This window comes from Aminiphilus sp. (genome assembly GCF_029975095.1).
Lineage (GTDB): Bacteria > Synergistota > Synergistia > Synergistales > Aminiphilaceae > Aminiphilus.
Genome location: NZ_JARKPW010000002.1, coordinates 41,736 through 61,322 on the forward strand (window position 1 = coordinate 41,736; position 19,587 = coordinate 61,322).

Sequence of the window (19,587 nt, forward strand, 5' to 3'; positions counted from 1 at the left end):
CCAGCCCCATGGCCTGCCGTCACGGTTTCTTGAGCGGCGCGAACCAGATTCCCACGGGAAAAGAAACGGAAAAATCCTTGTACAGCAGCGGCACGCCGCCGTCGACGAAGGGTTTTCCCGTTCCTCTCTCGAAGAAGAGCAGATCGTAGGTAAAGACGAGTTCCACGCCGAAGGTGTCCGGCGTCGTCTCCTGGGGCGTCCACGTCACGGAAGTCGTGCCGGAGCTTCCTTCCACCTTCGGGCTCGACGCCGTGCCGGTGGTGAAAAACCAGCTCCGCACGCTGAGCTGGGCGTCGAGCGCCCGGGCGGAATTGTCCAGAACGCTCCCGAAGGCCACGGGAATCCGCGGAATCGGCGGCAGGGACACCGTGACGGAGACCGTCACGGGTTTTCCGACTTCCTGATAGCCGCTTCCCAACACGGCCCGGCTCTGCTGAGCCGTCTCGGGCAGGCCCACCCCGGCGAGCTGCATCATCTTCATGGCCTCCGCCATCTGCGCCTCGTCCAGGGTGACCCCCATCTTTTCCATTTCTTTCTTCATCTGTTCCTTGAGATAATCCCCCGCCTTGGCGACCTGCCCGGTAAGTTCGGTGAAGCGCTTCCACTCGGGGCTCTTCTGGTCGATGTTTCCGGAAAGCCCCGACACCGAGGGGGTGACGGCAAGGATCACCTGCGGCAGGACCACCGACGGATCGTTGCCGAGGGGCGAGGCGGTCATCCAGAAGGTGCGGTTCTCGAAGAAGGGGATCTTCTTCGACGCGTCCGCGAGGAGGAGCGTCTCCACGGGCTCGCTCGCGAAGGAGGGATCTCCCGCGGTGAGCGTGCGCACCCGGACCAGGGCGTTCTTGTTCGGCCCGAGCCCGGGAATGCCTCCGGGCACCTCCAGGGACGTCTCCTCCGGGGGTACCTTTTTCGTAAAGAGGGGTGTCGTCTCCTTCGGGTCCTCGAAAAGTTCCACCAGATAGCCCGCGAAGAGTTCCTGCCTGGCCTTCACGCTCGGCGGCACCTCCCAGGAAAGACGTACCACCGACTCCTGGGGCGTCGTGCCGGAGGAAAAAAGTCCTTTCAGGCGCAGGGGCGGTTCGAGAAGAAAGGCCCTGCCGGGGGAATAGTCGTAGATCCACCCCGACCCGGTCTGTCCCGTGTCCACCAGGCAGAGTTCAACGGGGAGATCGAAGGAGAGCGCCGCGGCGATCTTCCCCCCCGAAGCTGCGGCGGAGAGTTCCCGCGGAGAGGTGCTCCCTCGCTCCCGGAGAAAGACGTGGCGTCCGTCAGTGGCGCTTTTGTCGAACCACTCCGCGGGAAAGGAGAGAACGAGCCGCGGCTCGGGGGTTCCCGCGGGACGCTTCGGCGGCTGGAGTGCGTAGGCCTGGAACGACCAGGGATTGATCGCCGCGTCGGCGAACTCCACGACCGGCGTCGCGTCGAAGGAAAGCGGCGCGAACAAGGGCACCGACGGATCGAAGACGGTGATCTCCTGGGTCGCCGACGTTCCGTATTTCTTCTCGAAGAGGGTGTTCTTCGGAAATCCCTCCAGAACCGCCTCCTTCACGAATTTGGCGAAGAGCGCCCCGAGTTTTTTCCTGTCGCCGCCGACGAACTTGACAAAGGCCTCCACCGGAAGCTGGGCGCCTCCCGCGTCGCGACAGGAGGCGAGAAAGAAGTTGTGGTACTGTTCCACCGGCGACGCGCCGCCTCCGGAGGCGCGCACCTCCGCCAGCAGCCACTCCAGAAACCAGGAAAGACCGTAGCCCATGCGCTGAAAAGGTTTCGCGTCGATGGACTGGAGCGTGATGGTCTTTCCAAGACGTTCGAGGCGTCCCGGAAGAGGTGGGCCGTTCAGGCCGGTCTTGAGGCGGTTCATGTCCGCCAGATAGTTCTTGACGGTCACGCCCGCCCGGGCCGCGTAGGCGGCCTTCGCCTCCCGCTCCAGCAGCACCGCCGACGCCTCGGAGAGAAAAATCGCCCGGTTGTCGTCGGCGAAATACTTCCTTTGGACGTGGTGAAAATACTCGTGCAGGGCCGCGACATAAAGATCATCCCTCGGGGAACCTTTCCAGAGGATGAGATAGGGAACGCCCACCCAGCGGATGACCGTCTCGCCGTCGTTCTGGGCAACGGTGTTCGTCACGTACACGTCCACGGGGCCCGGATCGGCGAATCCGCGGTTTCCCTCCGCAGGCTTTCCCACAAGATAGGTCCGTGCGAGGGAAAGGGCACGCCGGATCTCCAGCACCTCGTCGGGCACGGCGTGCCGTTCGAAGGCGGCAAACCGGGCCTTTTCATAGGTGTTGAGGGATTCCTCCGCGAGGCGGAGTGTTTCGGCACGGATCTTCTCCTGCGATGCGAGGCCGAGATTCGCCTCCCGGGCCCGGGCAAGCTCCCGGTCCCGCATCGCCGCAATGTCCCTGACCCGCTGCATGTGTGCTTCCCAGGCGAGCTGCAGGGCCTTCTCGAAGGCCGCCTTGTCCTTGAGCCCCGTCGTGCCGTCCCCCAGCTTATGGGACCAGGAGAGATTGATGCCCTCCGGATCGGGAGCGAGAAACTTCACGAAGGGAGCGTCCTCCTGAAAGTACTGAGGCAGCTCCGTTGGAGCGCGAACGAGAGGGATCACCACGCCGCCGCCGATGAGGGTGCCGATGAGGATGGCCCCGATGATGCTGAAATGCGTCGCCTGAAAATAAAGAACATTGTTCTCCCTGCGGTAGGGAAGCACTGTCCAGTCCCGACCGTCCCGGGAGGTGACGGGGAGCACGAGTCGGAGTTCCGAAAGATCCTCCACGGCAGGCAGCGCGAGGGACATCTCCACGGGCCTGTCAAAGAGCCCTCCTCCGGCGTCGAACTTCCACGCCCCGAGGAGCGGTGCCTCGCCTGCCAGAAGCGGCACCGGCGCGGCCTCGGCCTTGGCGACCCGCAGGGACACGCCGGGAGAAAAGGCACCGGCGGGAACGAGCACGGCAGGGCCCTCGGGAATCTGTACCGAGGTTCCGCTCTCGGGGACGGAAGTCTCCAGGAGAACCGGCCCCGTCGCGTAGATCGACGGCGGCAGAGGCTCCTCTCCCTCGCCGGAGGAAACCGGCGTTGCCGTCGCTGGAGGAGGCACTTCGACGAGCCCGGTTTCGGCGGAATGAGCAGGCGCTTCGGAGGGCGCCGCGGCGGAAAGCGCTTCAAGGCGTTCCACCCGCCCCGCCAGGGAGGCATCGGCGAAAAGCGCCAAGCTTTCCCGGTAGGCCGCGAGCGCCTCGGAAAACCTTCCGGCCTTCTCCGCGTTCTCGCCCTCTTTCCGAAGCGTCAACGCCCGCTCGAGCCGTTCCATCCGCTCCTTGAGGACACGCCCCTCAGGCGAGGCGGGCGGAACGGATTCGGGAACGCCGGTCGCGGCTCTCCTGTCGTCCGACGCGCCGATCCGCTCCCGGAGGGAGGCGACCCGGGCTGCGAGAGCCGGATCGGCGAAGAGCGCCAGGCTCCGTTCATACAGGACGAGAGCCTCCCGGAGCACACCGAGCGCTTCAAGGCGCTCCCCCTCGTTCCGAGCCGCCAGTGCCTCTTCGAGCAGGGCGATGCGCTCCGTCAGGGGCGCGCCTTCCTGCATGCCCGATCCGGATACGCTCGCGTCGGCGGGGGCCCCTTCACTCCAGAAGACCACGCCGAGCAGAAAGAGAAGGACGAGGACAGGTAAAACCGCCCAGCTCCTCGGGGGAACACGCAGCAAACCTCCGAAATTCCCGCTCCATCTTCCGTGCTTCTCCATCTCTCCGGACCTCCGGCCCCATTTCGGAAACCACATCACGGCTCTCCGCTCCTCTCCGCCGGAAAAACACCACACATCCACAAATCACCGCACCACTGGAACTTATCATAGCAGAACTCAACAACTCCTGCAGAACAACCCGGAAGCTGCGCACGCCGCCATTCCCCCATCTCCACCCCACGGGACGGAACAACACACCCTGGCGAAAGAGAGACCGAGAGGCGAAGGAACACCCCTTCCCCGGGCCTTTTTCCGTCCATCCCGGAGCGGTTGGACAGGAAAACGCCCAGCCCCGAAGAGGAGAGGCGCGTATCAAATCACTCAGAAACGATCACTTACACTCACCTTTTATGATAGATATTGACGGTTTTTTTCGGAGGATCTATCATGGACAGACCATTTTTCAAGGAGGACAATCCTATGAGCTGGCTGCAGGACCTGTTCGGCACGGACAAGGCGATCATCGGCATGTGCCACATGCTTCCCCTTCCCGGAGACCCCCATTACGACGCGAAGAAAGGCATGGGATACGTGGTGGACATGTGCCGCCGGGACCTTGCCGCCCTCCAGGAAGGAGGCGTGGACGCGGTAATGTTCTCCAACGAATTCAGCCTTCCCTACCTGACCAGGGTGGAAACGGAGACCGTGGCGGCCATGGCGCGCGTCATCGGCGAACTGATGGGGGACATCCGGATTCCCTTCGGGGTGAACGTCCTCTGGGACGCCCGGAAATCCCTCGACTTGGCTGCGGCCACGGGAGCATGCTTCGTGCGGGAGATCTTCACCGGCGTCTACGCCAGTGATTTCGGCCTCTGGAACACCGACGTGGGCGCGACGGTGCGGCACCGGCGCCATGTGAACGCAGAAAACGTGCGGCTTCTCTTCAACATCGTTCCCGAAGCGGCGCGCTATCTGGCGGACCGCGACATCGAGAGCATCGCCCGGTCCACCGTGTTCAACAACCGCCCCGACGCCCTCTGCGTGTCCGGCCTCGTGGCGGGTGCCGAGACGGACTCCTCGGTTCTCAAACGCGTCAAGGACGCGGTCCCCCAGACGGTGGTGCTGGCGAACACGGGCATGCGCCTGGACAACGTGGAGAAGCAGCTCTCCATCGCGGACGGTGCCGTAGTGGGAACGACCTTCAAAAAGGATGGCGTGTTCGAGAACCCCGTGGACGCCTCACGGGTACGTCAGTTCATGGAGCGGGTGCGCACCTTCCGCTCGGGGACTGCGGCTTCCGACGTCTCCTGAGAAGGCTCCGGCGATGAAGCTCCGCCGTCCTTCCAGCCTCCCCGCAGAGCGCCAGCGAAAGATCCTGGAGAGCATCCACTCCCGGGGAAGCGCGAAAATCCAGCTCCTCTCAAGGCTTCTGAACGTCTCGGAGGCCACGGTACGCCGGGATCTGGAGGCCCTCACCGCCCGGGGGCTCATCAATCGTACCCACGGCGGGGCGGTTCTTCCCGAGACGAGCACCGCCTTCGAAAAACTCTACGCGGAGAAGCGAACCCAGCTCCAGGAAGAGAAGCGCCGTATCGGCGCCGCAGCGGCGGCCCGCGTCAGCGATGGAGAGACCATCATCCTCGATTCCGGCTCCACCACCATCGAGGTGGCGCGCCACCTGACGCACCACAAAAACCTCACCATCATCACCTACGACCTCTTCATCGCCGGCTCGGTCGACTACGACGACACCACCTCCGTCCTCGTCTCGGGGGGCACGCTCCGCCCCGGCTTCAACGTCCTCGTGGGCTCCGAGGCGGAGAATTTCTTCCGCAAGATCCGCGTGAACAAGGCCTTTCTCGGGGCCGATGCAATTCACCCCGAGCAGGGAGTCTTCAATGCCACCTTCTCCGAGCACGCGGTGAAACAGCGCATCGTCGAGGCGACCCAGGAGGTTATCCTCGTGGCGGACCATTCCAAGTTCGGCAAGGTCGCTCTCGTGAACGTCTGCCCCCTCGATGCGGTGCACCGCATCGTCACCGATACGGGGCTCGACGAGACCGCGCTCTCGGAGCTGAAACGGCACGGAGCGACGGTGGAACTCGCCTGAGTCGCTCCCGGCGGAAAAAAGCTGCGGCGGTAAAGGAATCCGAAACGCTTGCGGAAAGGGGTGAGAGCGCGGGAAAAAGGATGGAGGGGCAGGAGGCGAAAACGGGACGGAGCAGAGGTTTTCCGGAACGCTCCTGCGGCGGAAGCCGCGGAGGAAGCGTCTTCCGGACCGAAGGAAGTTCATCGACGGAAATTCAAGGAGGGAGATTCATGAAACGCATCGCAGTGCTCCTGACAGGTCTGCTCGTGTTCGGCGCGATTCTCGGCGGGGCGCTCTGCGCGTCCGCGGCGGAGACCTACACCCTTGCCACGGTGGTGAAGTTGAGCGGCGTCAACTGGTTCCAGCGCATGGAGGAAGGCGTTCTCGCCTTCGGAAAGGCCACGGGGCACACCACGTTCCAGCAGGGACCGGCGAAGGCCGACGCAGCGCTGCAGGTCCAGGTCGTCGAGGACCTCATCGCCCAGCAGGTGAATGCGCTCTGTGTCGTCCCCTTCTCGCCGGAAGCTCTCGAACCGGTGCTCAAGAAGGCCATGGATCAGGGCATCATCGTCGTCACCCACGAGGCTTCGAACCAGAAGAACGTGAACTATGACGTGGAGGCCTTCGACAACGCCGCCTACGGCGCACACTTCATGGACGCCCTGGCGAAGCTCATGAACGAAGAGGGCGAGTACGCCGTCATGGTGGGAAGCCTCACCTCCAAGACCCACAACGAATGGGTCGATGCCGCCATCGCCCGCCAGAGGGAGAAGTACCCCAAGATGAAGCTCGTGGGGGACAAGATCGAGACCAACGACGACCAGCAGACTGCCTACGCGAAGACCCGGGAACTGCTCAAGGCCTATCCGAACCTCAAGGGCCTCCAGGGCAGCTCCGCCGTCGACGTGGCGGGCGCGGGACTCGCCATCGAGGAGATGGGCATTCAGGACAAGATCGCCGTGGTGGGGACGAGCCTCGTCTCCGTCTCCGGACAGTACCTCAAGACCGGCGCGGTGGACATGATCAGCTTCTGGGATCCCGCCGATGCGGGCTACGCCATGAACCAGGTGGCCCTCGCCCTTCTCGAGGGGAAAGAGATCACCGACGGCATGGATCTGGGCGTCCCCGGCTACGAGAAGATCATGCTCAAGGGCAAGGTCATCTACGGCCAGGCCTGGGTGGACGTGACCAAGGAGAACATGGACAAATACAGCTTCTAGCATCGAAGCGGCATCTCGTTCCGTTCGGGGAGCCTCCTTCGCGGGGCTCCCCGCGAAGGAAAGGACGGTCTTCATGGCGCCAACCCCCTACCTGGAACTGAAGGACATCTGCAAGGACTTCTCGGGAGTCCGCGCCCTGGACGGAGCGAATCTCTCCGTGGCTCCCGGAGAGATCCGCTGTCTCGTGGGTGAGAACGGCTCGGGAAAATCCACGCTCATCAAGATCGTCGCGGGCGTGGTTCACCACGACAGCGGGGAAATCCGCATCGACGGGCACTCCTTTTCGCGGCTGCACCCCATCGACGCCATCCGCGAGGGAATCCAGGTGATCTTTCAGGATTTCTCCCTCTTTCCGAACCTGACCGTGGCGGAGAACATGGCCATGAACACCCTTCTCGCGGAGAGACGCCGCCTCGTGACCCGCCGGCGCATCCGGGACATCGCCGGAGAAGCGCTCTCGCGCCTCGGCGTGGAACTTGATCCTGAAGCGCTTGTGGAGGATCTTCCCGTGGCCTCCAAACAGCTCGTCGCCATCGGCAGGGCACTGCTCCAGAACGCGCGGCTCATCATCATGGACGAGCCCACGGCGGCGCTCACCCGGCCGGAGGTACGACGGCTCCTGGAGATCATCCGCGCTCTGAAAGAACGGAACATCGCCACCCTCTTCGTGAGCCACAAGCTCGACGAGGTGATGGACGTGTCGGAGCAGATCACGGTGCTCCGAAACGGCCGGGTCGTGGCGGACGAACCCCGGGCCGCCTTCGACGCGGCGCGGCTCGTCTTCTGCATGACCGGGCGGCGCATCGCCCAAGCCCGCAGAAGCGCCGTTCCGGAGAGGACGGACACTCCTCTGCTCTCCCTGCGACACCTGTCCCGCAAGGGAAGTTTCCGGGACGTCTCCTTCGATCTCTGGCCGGGGGAGATTCTGGGCGTCACGGGACTCCTCGGATCGGGTCGGACCGAACTCGCCCTGGCACTCTTCGGCATGGAACCCGCCACGGAGGGAGAGATCCGCATCGAAGGTCGGGAAGTCTCCATCCGAAGCATCCACGACGCACTCCGGAACGGTATCGGCTATGTGCCGGAGGACCGCCTCACCGAGGGGCTCTTTCTGAGCAAATCTCTCGCCGACAACGCCGCCGCGGGCACGGCACGAGACCTCGCGGGGCGCCTCGGACTGCTGCCCCCCCGGGCGGTACTCCGCTTCGGCGAGGCCTGGATCCGAAGGCTCCGCATCGCCGCGCCCTCGGCGAGCGTCCCCGTGCGGAACCTGTCGGGGGGCAACCAGCAGCGGGTCGTCCTGGCCCGATGGATCGCCCTCGCGCCGAAGGTGCTGGTCCTCAACGGCCCCACGGTGGGAGTGGACATCGGTTCGAAATCGGAGATCCACGCCATCCTCGAGGATCTCGCCGCGAAGGGAATGGGAATTCTCATCATGTCCGACGATATTCCGGAAGTGCTGCACAACTGCAACCGCATCCTTCTCATGAAACGGGGCAGGATCGTGGAGGAGTTCGACGGGGCCGCCACGGACGAGAACGAACTGGCCCGGAAACTGGCGGGATGACCATGCCGAGTCGATGGAACACGCTGTGGAAGAAGAACGAGTTCCTCGTGGGACTCACCATCCTGGGGCTCTGTCTCTTCGTTGGCAGCGTCAACAGCGCCTTCTGGAGTCTGCCGAACCTCTTCGACCTCCTTCGGAGCAGCGTCGTCCTGGGCATCTTCGCCCTCGGCGCGCTCGTGGTCATCGTCTCCGGAGGCATCGACGTCTCCTTCACCGCCGTGGCGGTGCTCTCCATGTACATCACGACGAAGCTGCTCCTCGCCTGGGGGTACGCCGGACCGTTTCTCTGGATCTGTCTTCTCTCCTGCGGCATCGGGCTCTGCCTGGGTCTCGTGAACGCTCTCTTCATCTCCGCTTTCCGGCTCCCCACGCTCATCGTCACTCTGGGCACCATGAGCGCCTTTCGGGGGTTTCTGCTGGCGTTCATCGGGAGCAACCACATCTCCGTTCTTCCCCAGGCCATGGTGGCCTTCTCCCAGTGGGATCTCCTGCGGGGAAGAACGCCCGACGGGGTTCTCTACAGCCTGCCCGGAGCGGTGCTCTTCCTCTTCGGGGCCGCGCTGTTCACCTGGGGGCTGCTGCGGTACTCCATGCTGGGGCGGGGCATCTACGCCCTCGGCGGCGACGCAGTGGCGGCGGAGCGGGTGGGATTTTCCCTCTCCCGCATCCAGTTCTTCATCTACGGCTACGTGGGCGTTCTGGCGGGCCTGGGAGGCATCATCCACACGTCTCTCTCCCGCATGGCCAACCCCTTCGATCTGGTGGGAACGGAGATGAACGTTCTCGCCGCGGTCGTCCTCGGGGGAGCGCGCATCACGGGAGGACACGGCTCGGTGCCGGGAACCCTGCTGGGGGTGGGGCTGGTGGTCATCATGAACAACAGTCTGATTCTCCTCGGGGTCCCCTCCTACTGGCAGCGCGTGGCCGTGGGTCTCCTCCTCCTCGCGGGTACCGCGGCGCCTCTTCTTCTCGCCCGAACGAGAAAACGGCCCCACGCCGGAGAGGAGGAACGCTCATGAAAATTCCGCTGCGCTTTCTCCGGGACGAAAACGGCCTGTGGCGCCTGCTCCTGGTGACGGCGCTCATCTTCGCCGCACTCAGTCTTCTCGTTCCCGGACGCTTTCTCAGCGTTCGGAATTTCGCCTCCATGTCCTTCCAGATTCCCGAGATCGGGCTCCTCTCCATCGCCATGATGGCGGCCATGATCTCCGGAGGGATAGATCTCTCCGCCGTGGGAATCGCCAACCTCTCGGGAATCCTTGCGAGTCAGTTTCTGCTGCACTATGCGCCCGAGGGGGCCGGAGGGACCTGGGCGGCGTTCGTCGTAGCGGTCTCCGTGGGCATCTCCCTCGCCGCCGGAGCGGGGTGCGGTCTCTTGAACGGACTCCTCGTGACCAGGGTGGGCATTCCTCCCATCCTCGCCACGCTGGGCACCATGCAGCTCTTCTCGGGCCTCGCCATCGTCCTCACCCGAGGAACCGCCCTCTACGGCTTTCCCGACGCCTTTCTCTACCTCGGCAACGGCTATCTCTTCTCCGTGCCCGTTCCCCTGGTGCTCTTCGCCGCGGCGGTGCTTCTCGTGGGAGTGCTCCTGCGCCGCACCTCCTTCGGCTTCTCCCTCTATCTGGTGGGAACCAACCCCACGGCCGCAAGGTTCGCCGGGCTGGACAACGCGGCGATCCTCATGAAGACCTATATGCTCAGCGGCGTTCTCTGCGCCTCCGCAGGACTCGTCATGTTCGCCCGGACCAATTCGGCCAAGGCGGACTACGGCGTCTCCTACACTCTGCAGGCCATCCTCGTGGCCGTTCTGGGGGGCACCAACGTGGCGGGCGGCTTCGGCTCCATGGCGGGACTCGTGCTGGCCATTCTCTCTCTGCAGTTTCTCTCCAGCGGTTTCGCCATGCTCCGGTTCAGCAATTTTTCCAAGGAATTCGTCTGGGGAGCGCTGCTCCTCGCGGTGATGGCCCTGAATGTTCTGGGAGCCCGTGCAGCCCGGAAAATGCAGGGACGAAAGAACGGGACCGCCCCGCAGGCGGGCGGAGAAACGGAGGAACTCCGATGACATCCGCGGCGATGACCTTGCGGGACTCGCTGCGTACCATGATGCTCACCCCGGCCCTGTCAGGCCGGGAAGAGCGCATGATGCGCCTTCTGGAAAACGCGTTCGGCTCTCTTGCGGACCAGGTCGAGACGGACCGCCCGGGCAACGTGATCGCCCGTTTCGACGGCACGGATGCAAAGGCGCCCCGGGTGATGCTCTTCGCCCACATGGACCAGCTCGGCATGTTGGTGCGAAAGATCGACGATGGGGGATTCGTGCGGTTGGAACGCCTCGGGGGCGTGCCGGAAAAGGTGCTCCCCGGAACTCCCATGCTCCTCGAGACGGAGGCGGGCGAACTCCTTCCCGGCGTGATCGGCCCCAAAGCGCACCACGCCACACCCCAGGAGGAAAAGAGTGCGGTCACTCCCTACGGAGCGCTCTTCCTCGATCTGGGGTTCTCCTCCCGGGAGGAGGCCCTCGCCCGGGGAGTGCAGGTGGGATGCCCCGTGGTCTACCGTCCCCGTTTCGACCTTCTGGGAGAACATCGGGTGGCGGGCACGACCGTGGATAACCGGGGGGGCTGCGCCGTCCTCGTGGAGACCGCCCGTCGCCTGCGCGAAAAACCTCACCGCTGCACGGTCTTCGTCGTGGGTACGGTCCAGGAGGAATTCAACCTCCGGGGGGCCATGGTGGCGGCGGAGCAGATCCGCCCGGACATCGCCATCGCCCTCGACGTGGTGGTGTCGGGAGACACGCCGGATCTGAAAGACCGCACGGAGGCGGCACTCGGAGGAGGCCCCGTGCTCGGCATGTACAGCTTCCACGGACGGGGGACGCTGAACGGGGTTCTTCCCCACCCCGCCCTGGTGCGCTCCACCCGGGACGTGGCGGCTGCGGCGGGCATTCCCCTGCAGCGTAACGCCACGGGAGGACTGCTCACGGACCTTTCCTACGTGCAGCTCGTGGGACGGGGCGTCGCTCCGCTGGAGTTGAGCTTTCCAGCCCGGTACACCCATTCCCCGGTGGAACTCTGCGACCTTCGCGATCTGGAGGGACTTTCGGATCTTTTGGAGGGGCTGCTCCTCTCCTGGGGCCCCGACACGGACCTGCGTCGGTAGAGGGAGGAATTGCCATGGAAGAGCGCTATCTTCTCGGCGTGGACATCGGTACCTACGAATCGAAGGGAGTGCTCGTCACCCTGGCGGGCGACGTGGTGGCCACGGCGGTTCGTCCCCATGAACTGCTTCTCCCCCGCCAGGGATGGGCGGAGCACGACGCGGAACGGGCCTGGTGGGGTGATTTCTGCGCTCTCACCCGGGAACTTCTGGAGACCTCCCGCATCGCCCCGGAGCGGATCGCCGCCGTAGGGTGCAGCGCCATCGGCCCGGTGATGCTTCCCGTGGACGAGGCGTGCCGTCCCCTGCGCAATGCCGTGCTCTACGGCATCGACACCAGAGCCGTGGAGGAGATCCGCGAACTCGACGTCCGAATGGGCGCGGAGACCATCTTCGTCCGCACGGGAAACGCCCTTTCCTCCCAGTCCGTGGGACCCAAGATCCTCTGGCTCAGAAAACACGAGCCCGAATGCTATGCCAAGGCGGCGAAGATCGTGGCGGCCACCACGTTCCTCTGCGCACGCCTCACGGGACGGTGGATGCTGGACCACTACAGCGCCTCCTGCTTCGTCCCCCTCTACGACATGGCCGCGGGCACCTGGGGAAAGGATCTCTGCGAGGGCATCATCGAGCCGGAGCGCCTTCCCGACATCGCCTGGACGTCGGAGATCGCCGGAACGATCACCCCGGAGGCCGAGGCGGCCACGGGACTCGCAAAAGGAACGCCCGTGATCGTCGGCACCATCGACGCCGCGGCGGAGGCGGTGAGCGCCGGCGTCACCGCGCCGGGGCAGGCCATGCTCATGTACGGCTCCACCATGTTCTACATCCAGGTGGTGGACCGTCCCGTCCGGGATCGTCGCCTCTGGTCGGCCCCCTATCTCTTCCCCGGCACGTCTGCGATCATGGCGGGCATGGCCACCACAGGGGTTCTCACCCGCTGGTTCCGGGACATGCTCGCCCGGGAACTCGTGGAGGCCGAGGCGCAGGGCGGCGAGAGCGCCTACGGCCGTCTTGCCGCCCTGGCCGCGGCGGTCCCTCCCGGTGCGGAGGGACTGGTGGTGCTCCCCTACTTCAGCGGCGAACGGACGCCTCTCAACGATCCCCGGGCACGGGGCGTCTTCTTCGGTCTCACGCTTTCCCACACCCGGGAACACCTTTACCGGGCGGTGCTGGAAGGAGTCGGACACGGTATCCGCCACCACTTGGACGTGCTGGACGAGATCGACGCCGCGCCGCTCGAGGTGCGCGCCGTGGGAGGCGGAACGAAGAACCGCCCGTGGCTCCAGATGGTGAGCGACATCTCCGGGAGGGCGCAGCTCGTTCCCGCCGTCACCCTCGGCGCTTCCTACGGCGACGCTTTTCTCGCGGGACTCGGCACGGGACTCTTCGCGTCCTACAGCGACATCTCCCGCTGGGTACGGCGCCTTGAGACGGTCGCCCCGGATCCTGCACCGAAACCGCTCTACGACAGGGCGCACCGCATCTATCGGGACCTCTACGAGCGTACCAAGGACCTCATGCACGACCTGACGCAGGAGGTCTGACCAAGGGAAGCTCTGAATAAAGACATTTTGCCTCCCTTCACTCGGATCGCATCAGGCTCTGCAAGGCGTCCTGCGGAGCTGACGCAGCCTTATTCAGAGGTTCCCAAGGACAGACAACGGGAAAGAAGAACACCAAGAGAGCATGCGGACACGGAAAGCGCTTCGGCCACCCGAGGCAGAACCCCGGGCGACCGAAGCGCTTTTTCAAGATCCGGCCTTCGCCTCTTTCATCCGTTCCGCTTCGTCCAATTCCGAAGTTTCCGTCCACACGCGACGCGGCATCTCCGAAAAGACCTTGGTCGCACCTTGGTCACATCCCGGTTCCGAAAGCCTTCCGGAAAGGGTGTCCGGACACCGCTTCCTCCTCGCTCCGCAAGGCCTCCGCGCATCCCTCGCGGCGGTTTCTTCAGGGCAGGCCGCTGCCGGAAGGCAGTTGCCGTTTCGTTTTGCGTCCTTCCGCCCGAGCCTCAGCCGGCCATGGTACGCCGCAGTTCCTCCATCGCCTCGTCCAGATCGAGAGCCCGTCCTTTCCAAAGAACTCGTCCGGAGCTGAAGGAAAGCCGCTGGAGACTCTCCTCCGCCTCGGCGTTCCGCCCCGACGCCGCCAATGCCTGCGCACGGGCGAACTCCACGGGAACGAAGAGCTTTGTCCGTCCTCCCGCATGTCCCGTTGCGTCCACCACGGTGACCCAATCGAGCTTGAGGGCAGGTCCGAGGGCTTCCCGCACCGCGTCGATGTCCGCCACGTTCCCCTTCTCCGCCGCAACCTCCACGAAGCGGAGCACCGCCGCACCGCGCACCCGCTCGCCGTCGCCGACGAGAAGAGAACGGGCATCGCCGTACTTGGAGAGCAGTTCCTCCAGGCGCGTCTTTCCCCGGTCGTACTCCCCGGCGCCGAGATCGGCGAAGAGCAGCAGGCGCAGCGCATCACCCCGGAGCTTGGGATCCATCGCCCACAGCGATTTCTCGAGAGTTTTCCCCGCCTCGACGAAGTTTCCCGCACCGAGAAGCTTCATGCCGTCCTGAAGGACGGAGAAACCCCCGAGCGTCACCGCATCCTGGTTCCCGCCGCCCTCCGTGTCACCGCCGTCACAATTGCAGTCGGCGAAGGCTCCGGAGACGAGGACGACGGAAAAACAGAGAACCACCCAAGGCAGAAAAAACTTCCGTACCATACCCATAACCCTATCCCCTTTCTCGCGACGACGCCATCGGGCCCACCCACCGATACGGCCGTCGCCGCCCGTTTCGTTCTTTCCACAGAGCAGTATACGCGCATCATGCCTTCTCCGCCAGAAAAACACGCGCACTTCCGCCAAAAATTCCTTCCTCATGAACGCCGGAGAGCGAAGACACACCGCGCTGCGGTTTGTACGGCCACGGCCTCCTTCGTCCGATTCGCGATCGTGCCTCTGTGCGCTTTTATTCCTCATGTGGTAGTATAGATAAAACGTGGCGAAATTGCCACAAAAAGAACGCGCACATCCTCACATCTCACGGCCTTTACTCCTCGCGCATTCAGGGGGACAATACAAAGGATATCGTTCTTTCTCGGCCGTATTTCCGGTCGAGACGAAAACCCGACAGGGGGAGGAACAGATCCATGGCAGGTTCTCCACAGCTCCGATCAGCAACACCGACAGCGCGACGCTTTGCCGTTCTCGCACCGCTTCTTCTCTCGCTGGGTGTTTTTTTCTTCGCTCTTCCCGCCGAGGCGACGTGCCCCCTTTGTTTCATCACCGCCGGAGCGGGCCTTTTCCTCGCAAGAACCTTCGGACTCGGCATGTCTGTGGTGGGTGCCACAAGCGGGGCTATTTCCGTCGTCTTCGCTCTCTGGATGCATTACGCCACCAAGCGATACCGCTTTCCCTACCGCCCCGTCGCCCTGAGCTTTCTCTTCGTGCTCCTCAACAACGTTCTCCTCACCTATCCCGGCAGCCTCGCTTCGTTCGACGCCTTCCTCAGTCTCGGCTTCTTCGCCACGGTTTCCGCCTGGGGCTGGTTCGGCGGCGTGCTGCTCTTCGTCGCCCTCATGCTGAGCAAGGCCCAAAAACGTGTGGCCGGGCGCACCCTCATCCCCTACCAGTCCGTTCTCGTCACCGTGGGAGCTCTCGTGGGCGCGGGAATCGTCGCAGCCCTGGCGGATACCTATCTCTGATCTCCGACCTGCGGAAGCAGACCCCTCCGCCGCCCTTGTCCGCAGGAAAACGAAGAAGGAGTTGTCATCCATGACACAGGAACAGCGTCTCTCAGATCTTTCCGAAACGGAAACCCCCCTTCCTCTCGCCGAGAATCTTCCCGGCGAGAATGTCCCTGAGGAGGGCTCTCCCTCTTCGGTGTGGGCGGAGCGCCTTGCCGCGGTCCTTCACAGGCAGGGATTCGTCGATCTCTCCGCGGGTGAGGATCTCTCCTTCGCCCTCATGAACCTCATCTCCATCGAGGAACATCTCGCCTGCAGCTACGCCCGGACGGACGATCAGGCCTTTCTGGAACTGCTTCCGGAGATCCGGGACATGCGGCGGGATCTCATGAAACAGCTTGTTCGCGAAGGCAACGGCGAGGGATGGTGCATTTCAAAGCACCTTCTCGCCTCGTCCATGCGGCTGCTCGAAGTGGCCAACAAGCGACAGGCCGATGGAAAGGACGCGGCATCGCGGGATCTCATCGACAAGGCCTTCACGCTCTGGTCCCTCTTCTGGACCTTCACGGGAGACGCCCCGGAAGAGGCGGAGGTGACCGGTTCGGGAAGAGAAACGACCCCGCCCAGGGAGACGAAGACACCCCGGATATCCTCCCCGAGAAGCACCGAGGGCTTCATTTCCGGCGTCACCGACAAAATCGCCTTCAGCACCGCCTCCGCCGGAAGCATCTCGTCGGGACGGAGTGGAAATGCCACCGGGAAGGCCACATCGGGCATCACCCGACTCGTGAAGGCCTTCATCGACTGCTGCCGCGACGGATAGGCGGAAACAGGACACTCCCGGAAAAGACCGAACGGAGGGCACACAAGGCAACTTCGCCGACGTAACGCCGCGCCGCGCCGCACCGGCGGCACCGGCACGTTCCGGAAAGGCATCGAGAGAAGCATGCACCGTCCGGAAGTTCTGCCCGCCCCCCTTGTGGACGTGTAGTGCACACGATTGCCTTTGGGACGAAGTGCTCGGCATCACACCGACATTGAGGAGGAATGTTTCCACTATGCCCGTTCGACACGCATCCACCACCCGCGGCAAGGCCGCAACGCCCCGCCGCAATGGAACGGCTTCGCTTCTGTTCGTGTTCGTGCTGCTCTGCGGCCTTCTCTTTCCGGACGCGCACACGCTCTCTTTCGCAGCGACACCTCCGGCGACCGAACCGGAAAGGATCTGCGGCGCGGAGCAGCTTCCGCGCCTCGTGGGCAAGGTAGTCAACGTGGGAGAGCGCCTTCCGCGAACAAGGGTCTTCGTCAAGGCCGACGGAACGACGAAGCGGATTTCCACGCTGAGCGAGACACCGCTCACGCTCTACGTTTTCTGGAAAACCGACTGCTCTGTCTGCCTGGAGGAACTCCGGCTCTTCCCCGTGCTCCGGGAACGTTTCGGCACGGATCTCCTCACCATCGTCAGCGTCACTCCCTGGTACGAGGAAAAGGATCTGAAGGCCAAGTTGGGAGACGCGGCATGGAGGGAAGTCGCCGCGGGACTGGGGACGACCGTGGAATGCCTCGACGCGGACGGTTCCGCCGTCTACGACTTCCGAGTGAGCACCGTCCCCTACATGATCCTGGCCGATGCGGACAACACCTGCCTCACCTGGACGGCGGGAGCCGTCGCCATCGAGGACCTGGTGCGGATCGTCGAGAAATTCCTCCCCAGGTGAACGGCCCCGGGGACAATGCCCCGAAGGAGTGACGAGGCCGCGGAGGGATCCCTCCGGGGCCTCGTCACTCCTTTTACGGAACATCCCGCCATGGGGCGCAAACGGCTCCTTCGCGCATCCTTTTGAGGGAAAGAGTCGGAAAAATCGGGAAACGGCTTCAAAACGGTCCCGGAGAGCGACTCCGGGGAACGGAGAACCGCTTTCAGAGAAGTCCTCTTCTTCAGGGAACGCTTTTCTTCCTCAGGGCGTGAAAGAAGCGTTTCACCGTCGCCACGTAACGCTCGGGTTCCTCGTCGGGGATCATGTGCCCCGAGCGCTCGAACTCGATGACCTCTCCGAAACGGAGCAGCCTCTCGTAGCGGGACGCATCCTCTTCGCTCACGTTCGACGGAATGGGACTCTCCCGCCAGGTTCCCCGCAGAACAAGAACGGGCACGTCGAGGAGGGGCAACTCGTCCCAGAAAAGGACCTCCCGGGATTCCCGTTCCATGCCGTCCAGCGCGATTCCCCGAATGAACTCCGGAATGGGGCGCCCGAGATGAGTCCGCCCCTTCCACATGTCCGCAGTGCCGGGTTGAGGCGCACTGTGTCGGGCCTTGGAATCGACCAGAACCATCCCCGCCACCCGGGACCGATGACGTGCCGCATAGCCGAGCGCATAGCCGACACCCCTGGAAAATCCGAGAAGACACAGGCACTCCGCTCCTGAGGCGTCCACCACCGCCTCGAGATCACCCAGGTGATGTTCCAGGTCGTAACCGCGACGCGGTGTGTCGCTGTCACCCCGCCCGCGAAAACTCACCGCCACGGCATGGCCATCCACAGCCTCCAGAAGCGGCAGAGCACGCTCCGCGGGCTCCCAGATTCCCGGCGCCACGACGAAGGAGGGCGTTCCCGGCTCGGGTCGCCCCTTCTCCAGATAGGCGATGCGTACGGGCTCGGCATCGGCGGTGCGGCTCAGGGTGGTGCGTCGAAAGATTTCCGTCATGCACGTTCCTCCTCGTTCTCCATCGTTCGCGGCGGTTTTTCCCGGCGGTGCGCCGCTCCCCTTCGCGCTTCGGTACCGCACAGGATCAGGACGACGCCTCAAGCTCCCGGGCGAGCACCTGGAGGTGATGAAGCTCTTCCCGGGTGATGCGCTCCAGCATCTCCTTTCCCCGATAGGAGGTGACGGCCTGCCGGAGGCTCGAGTAGAAGACGACGCTCTCCTTCTCCCGGTCCAGGGCGTCCTGAAGAATGTCTCTACGGGTCGGAGCGTCGCCGGAAAGACACTTCGGTTCCGTCGAGAAGACCCGCGATCCTGCAAGAACCCGGAGATACGCCGCGGTCTCCTCGTCGGGATCGGCGATGACGAGCTCGCCTCCCTCCGGATCGAAGCCGAGTTCGTAAAAAAGGTCTCTGTGCCGATCCTCCCAGTCCGCGAGACGGTTGAACAGGTCCGCGAGCGGATCGGGCGAAAGCAGTCCGGCGGCGTTGCGATAGAACTTCGCCCCCGTCTCCTCCAGCGCGATGGCCATGTTGCGGAGTTCCTCCGCGGTGAGCGTGAACACGAAGCACCCCTCCCCGTTCCGTACTTTGCCGCCATGATGCCACAATCCACCGGATGGTACAATGACGGCGGTGTCCGCGCGGAAAAACCGACCCCCGGGAAAAAACGCCTCCGTTCCGACAGGCCGCCTCTTCAGGGGACCGGCGAGAACTCGCGCCGTCACCCATTCCAGCGCGAGGGAGCCCGATGACGCTTTGACGATTCCGGATTCGTTCTCACTCTCTTCGTTTCTGTTCGTGGACTGGGGGCTCTTCGCCCTCCTCGTCCTGGCACCAGTCGCCCTCTGCCTCTTTCTCCGGAGGAGGCGCCGGTGATGCCTGTTCTGCTGCTGCAGCTGTGCGCCTTCGGCGCCTATACGCTGGCCCTCGTCTTTCTCGCGGGACAGGCCTTTTCCTGGAAGGAGGACCGTCGGCTCTTCTACGTGGGGGGCAACAGGCTCCGTCCGGGCCCCATGGTGGGAACCTTCGTCGCCACCTGGATGAGCGCCGCGTCCATCCTCGGGTACACCATGTGGCTCTACACGGACGGCTACGTGGCCTTCACCGGCAGCGTCAACGGCTGGCTCATCGGACTGGTCCTCATGCCCTTTCTCGTCCGCAAACTCCGGGTGAGCCGGGCACTCTCGCTCCCCCAATGGCTGGGCGACACCTTCGGAGATCCGCGTCTGCGGGTTCTCTCCGCCCTGTCCCTCCTGGGAGCCTATACGTTCTACATCGTCATCCAGTTCCGGGCCTTCGGAACAATCGTGGGGGCGCTTCTGGACATCAAGATCCTGCTGGCCTCGTCGCTGGTCTACCTCTTCGTCCTCTACACCACCTTCGGCGGCCTTCCCTCGGTGGCCAAGAGCGATGTCCTGAATCTGGCCATCATCACCGGAGGAGTGGCACTGGCGGCCCTGACGCTCCTG

The 19,587-nt window shown here is 64.1% G+C and carries 15 protein-coding genes and 1 pseudogene; 12 read left to right on the forward strand and 4 right to left on the reverse strand.

Annotated elements, in window-relative coordinates; all coding sequences use genetic code 11:
* Nucleotides 1-19: 19 nt before the first annotated feature.
* Complete coding sequence (locus tag Q1K49_RS00175; protein WP_300521350.1) at nucleotides 20-3,751, reverse strand: hypothetical protein; 3,732 nt, start codon at nucleotides 3,749-3,751, stop codon at nucleotides 20-22.
* Between the two features lie 420 nt (nucleotides 3,752-4,171).
* Between Q1K49_RS00175 and Q1K49_RS00180 the strand changes: the two genes are divergently transcribed.
* The 8 genes from Q1K49_RS00180 (at nucleotide 4,172) to Q1K49_RS00215 (ending at nucleotide 13,273) form a co-directional block, all read left to right on the forward strand.
* Nucleotides 4,172-5,002, forward strand: coding sequence for a BtpA/SgcQ family protein (locus tag Q1K49_RS00180; RefSeq protein ID WP_300521353.1), 831 nt, complete (start codon nucleotides 4,172-4,174; stop codon nucleotides 5,000-5,002).
* Between the two features lie 13 nt (nucleotides 5,003-5,015).
* Complete coding sequence (locus tag Q1K49_RS00185; RefSeq protein WP_300521354.1) at nucleotides 5,016-5,801, forward strand: DeoR/GlpR family DNA-binding transcription regulator; 786 nt, start codon at nucleotides 5,016-5,018, stop codon at nucleotides 5,799-5,801.
* A 209-nt stretch (nucleotides 5,802-6,010) separates the two neighbouring features.
* Nucleotides 6,011-7,000, forward strand: a complete 990-nt coding sequence (locus Q1K49_RS00190; RefSeq protein WP_300521357.1) for an autoinducer 2 ABC transporter substrate-binding protein — start codon at nucleotides 6,011-6,013, stop codon at nucleotides 6,998-7,000.
* 73 nt (nucleotides 7,001-7,073) lie between these two features.
* Nucleotides 7,074-8,567, forward strand: coding sequence for a sugar ABC transporter ATP-binding protein (locus Q1K49_RS00195; RefSeq protein ID WP_300521358.1), 1,494 nt, complete (start codon nucleotides 7,074-7,076; stop codon nucleotides 8,565-8,567).
* Entirely contained in the window at nucleotides 8,564-9,586 is a 1,023-nt protein-coding gene (locus tag Q1K49_RS00200; protein ID WP_300521360.1) for an ABC transporter permease, read from the forward strand. Before Q1K49_RS00195 ends, Q1K49_RS00200 begins: the two co-directional genes overlap by 4 nt.
* A complete protein-coding gene (locus Q1K49_RS00205) occupies nucleotides 9,583-10,632 on the forward strand; it encodes an ABC transporter permease (RefSeq protein WP_300521363.1) in 1,050 nt (349 codons plus the stop codon). The genes Q1K49_RS00200 and Q1K49_RS00205 overlap by 4 nt, the downstream gene beginning before the upstream one ends.
* Nucleotides 10,629-11,729 carry a M20/M25/M40 family metallo-hydrolase gene (locus tag Q1K49_RS00210; protein ID WP_300521365.1) on the forward strand — a complete coding sequence of 367 codons (1,101 nt, stop codon included), beginning with the start codon at nucleotides 10,629-10,631 and terminating at the stop codon, nucleotides 11,727-11,729. Before Q1K49_RS00205 ends, Q1K49_RS00210 begins: the two co-directional genes overlap by 4 nt.
* Nucleotides 11,730-11,743: 14 nt before the next feature.
* On the forward strand, nucleotides 11,744-13,273 hold the full coding sequence (locus Q1K49_RS00215; RefSeq protein WP_300521367.1) for an FGGY-family carbohydrate kinase: 1,530 nt from the start codon (nucleotides 11,744-11,746) through the stop codon (nucleotides 13,271-13,273).
* Between the two features lie 467 nt (nucleotides 13,274-13,740).
* Here the strand turns inward: Q1K49_RS00215 and Q1K49_RS00220 are convergent, their stop codons facing one another.
* Nucleotides 13,741-14,454, reverse strand: coding sequence for a hypothetical protein (locus tag Q1K49_RS00220; RefSeq protein WP_300521370.1), 714 nt, complete (start codon nucleotides 14,452-14,454; stop codon nucleotides 13,741-13,743).
* A 422-nt stretch (nucleotides 14,455-14,876) separates the two neighbouring features.
* Between Q1K49_RS00220 and Q1K49_RS00225 the strand changes: the two genes are divergently transcribed.
* The 3 genes from Q1K49_RS00225 to Q1K49_RS00235 all read left to right on the forward strand — a co-directional run bounded on the left by Q1K49_RS00225 (nucleotide 14,877) and on the right by Q1K49_RS00235 (nucleotide 17,131).
* Nucleotides 14,877-15,431: a hypothetical protein gene (locus Q1K49_RS00225; protein WP_300521372.1), complete on the forward strand. Its 555-nt coding sequence runs from the start codon at nucleotides 14,877-14,879 to the stop codon at nucleotides 15,429-15,431.
* A gap of 70 nt (nucleotides 15,432-15,501) precedes the next feature.
* Nucleotides 15,502-16,236, forward strand: coding sequence for a hypothetical protein (locus Q1K49_RS00230; RefSeq protein ID WP_300521375.1), 735 nt, complete (start codon nucleotides 15,502-15,504; stop codon nucleotides 16,234-16,236).
* Nucleotides 16,237-16,471: 235 nt separating this feature from the next.
* Nucleotides 16,472-17,131: a hypothetical protein gene (locus tag Q1K49_RS00235; RefSeq protein WP_300521378.1), complete on the forward strand. Its 660-nt coding sequence runs from the start codon at nucleotides 16,472-16,474 to the stop codon at nucleotides 17,129-17,131.
* Between the two features lie 220 nt (nucleotides 17,132-17,351).
* On the opposite strand, the gene Q1K49_RS00240 is transcribed toward Q1K49_RS00235, so the two are convergent.
* Both Q1K49_RS00240 and Q1K49_RS00245 read right to left on the reverse strand, forming a co-directional pair.
* Complete coding sequence (locus Q1K49_RS00240) at nucleotides 17,352-18,119, reverse strand: alpha/beta hydrolase (protein WP_300521379.1); 768 nt, start codon at nucleotides 18,117-18,119, stop codon at nucleotides 17,352-17,354.
* A gap of 85 nt (nucleotides 18,120-18,204) precedes the next feature.
* A complete protein-coding gene (locus Q1K49_RS00245) occupies nucleotides 18,205-18,681 on the reverse strand; it encodes a ferritin family protein (RefSeq protein WP_300521381.1) in 477 nt (158 codons plus the stop codon).
* Nucleotides 18,682-18,993: 312 nt separating this feature from the next.
* Between Q1K49_RS00245 and Q1K49_RS00250 the strand changes: the two are divergent.
* A pseudogene (locus Q1K49_RS00250) lies at nucleotides 18,994-19,587 on the forward strand (sodium:solute symporter family protein); the annotation flags it as partial.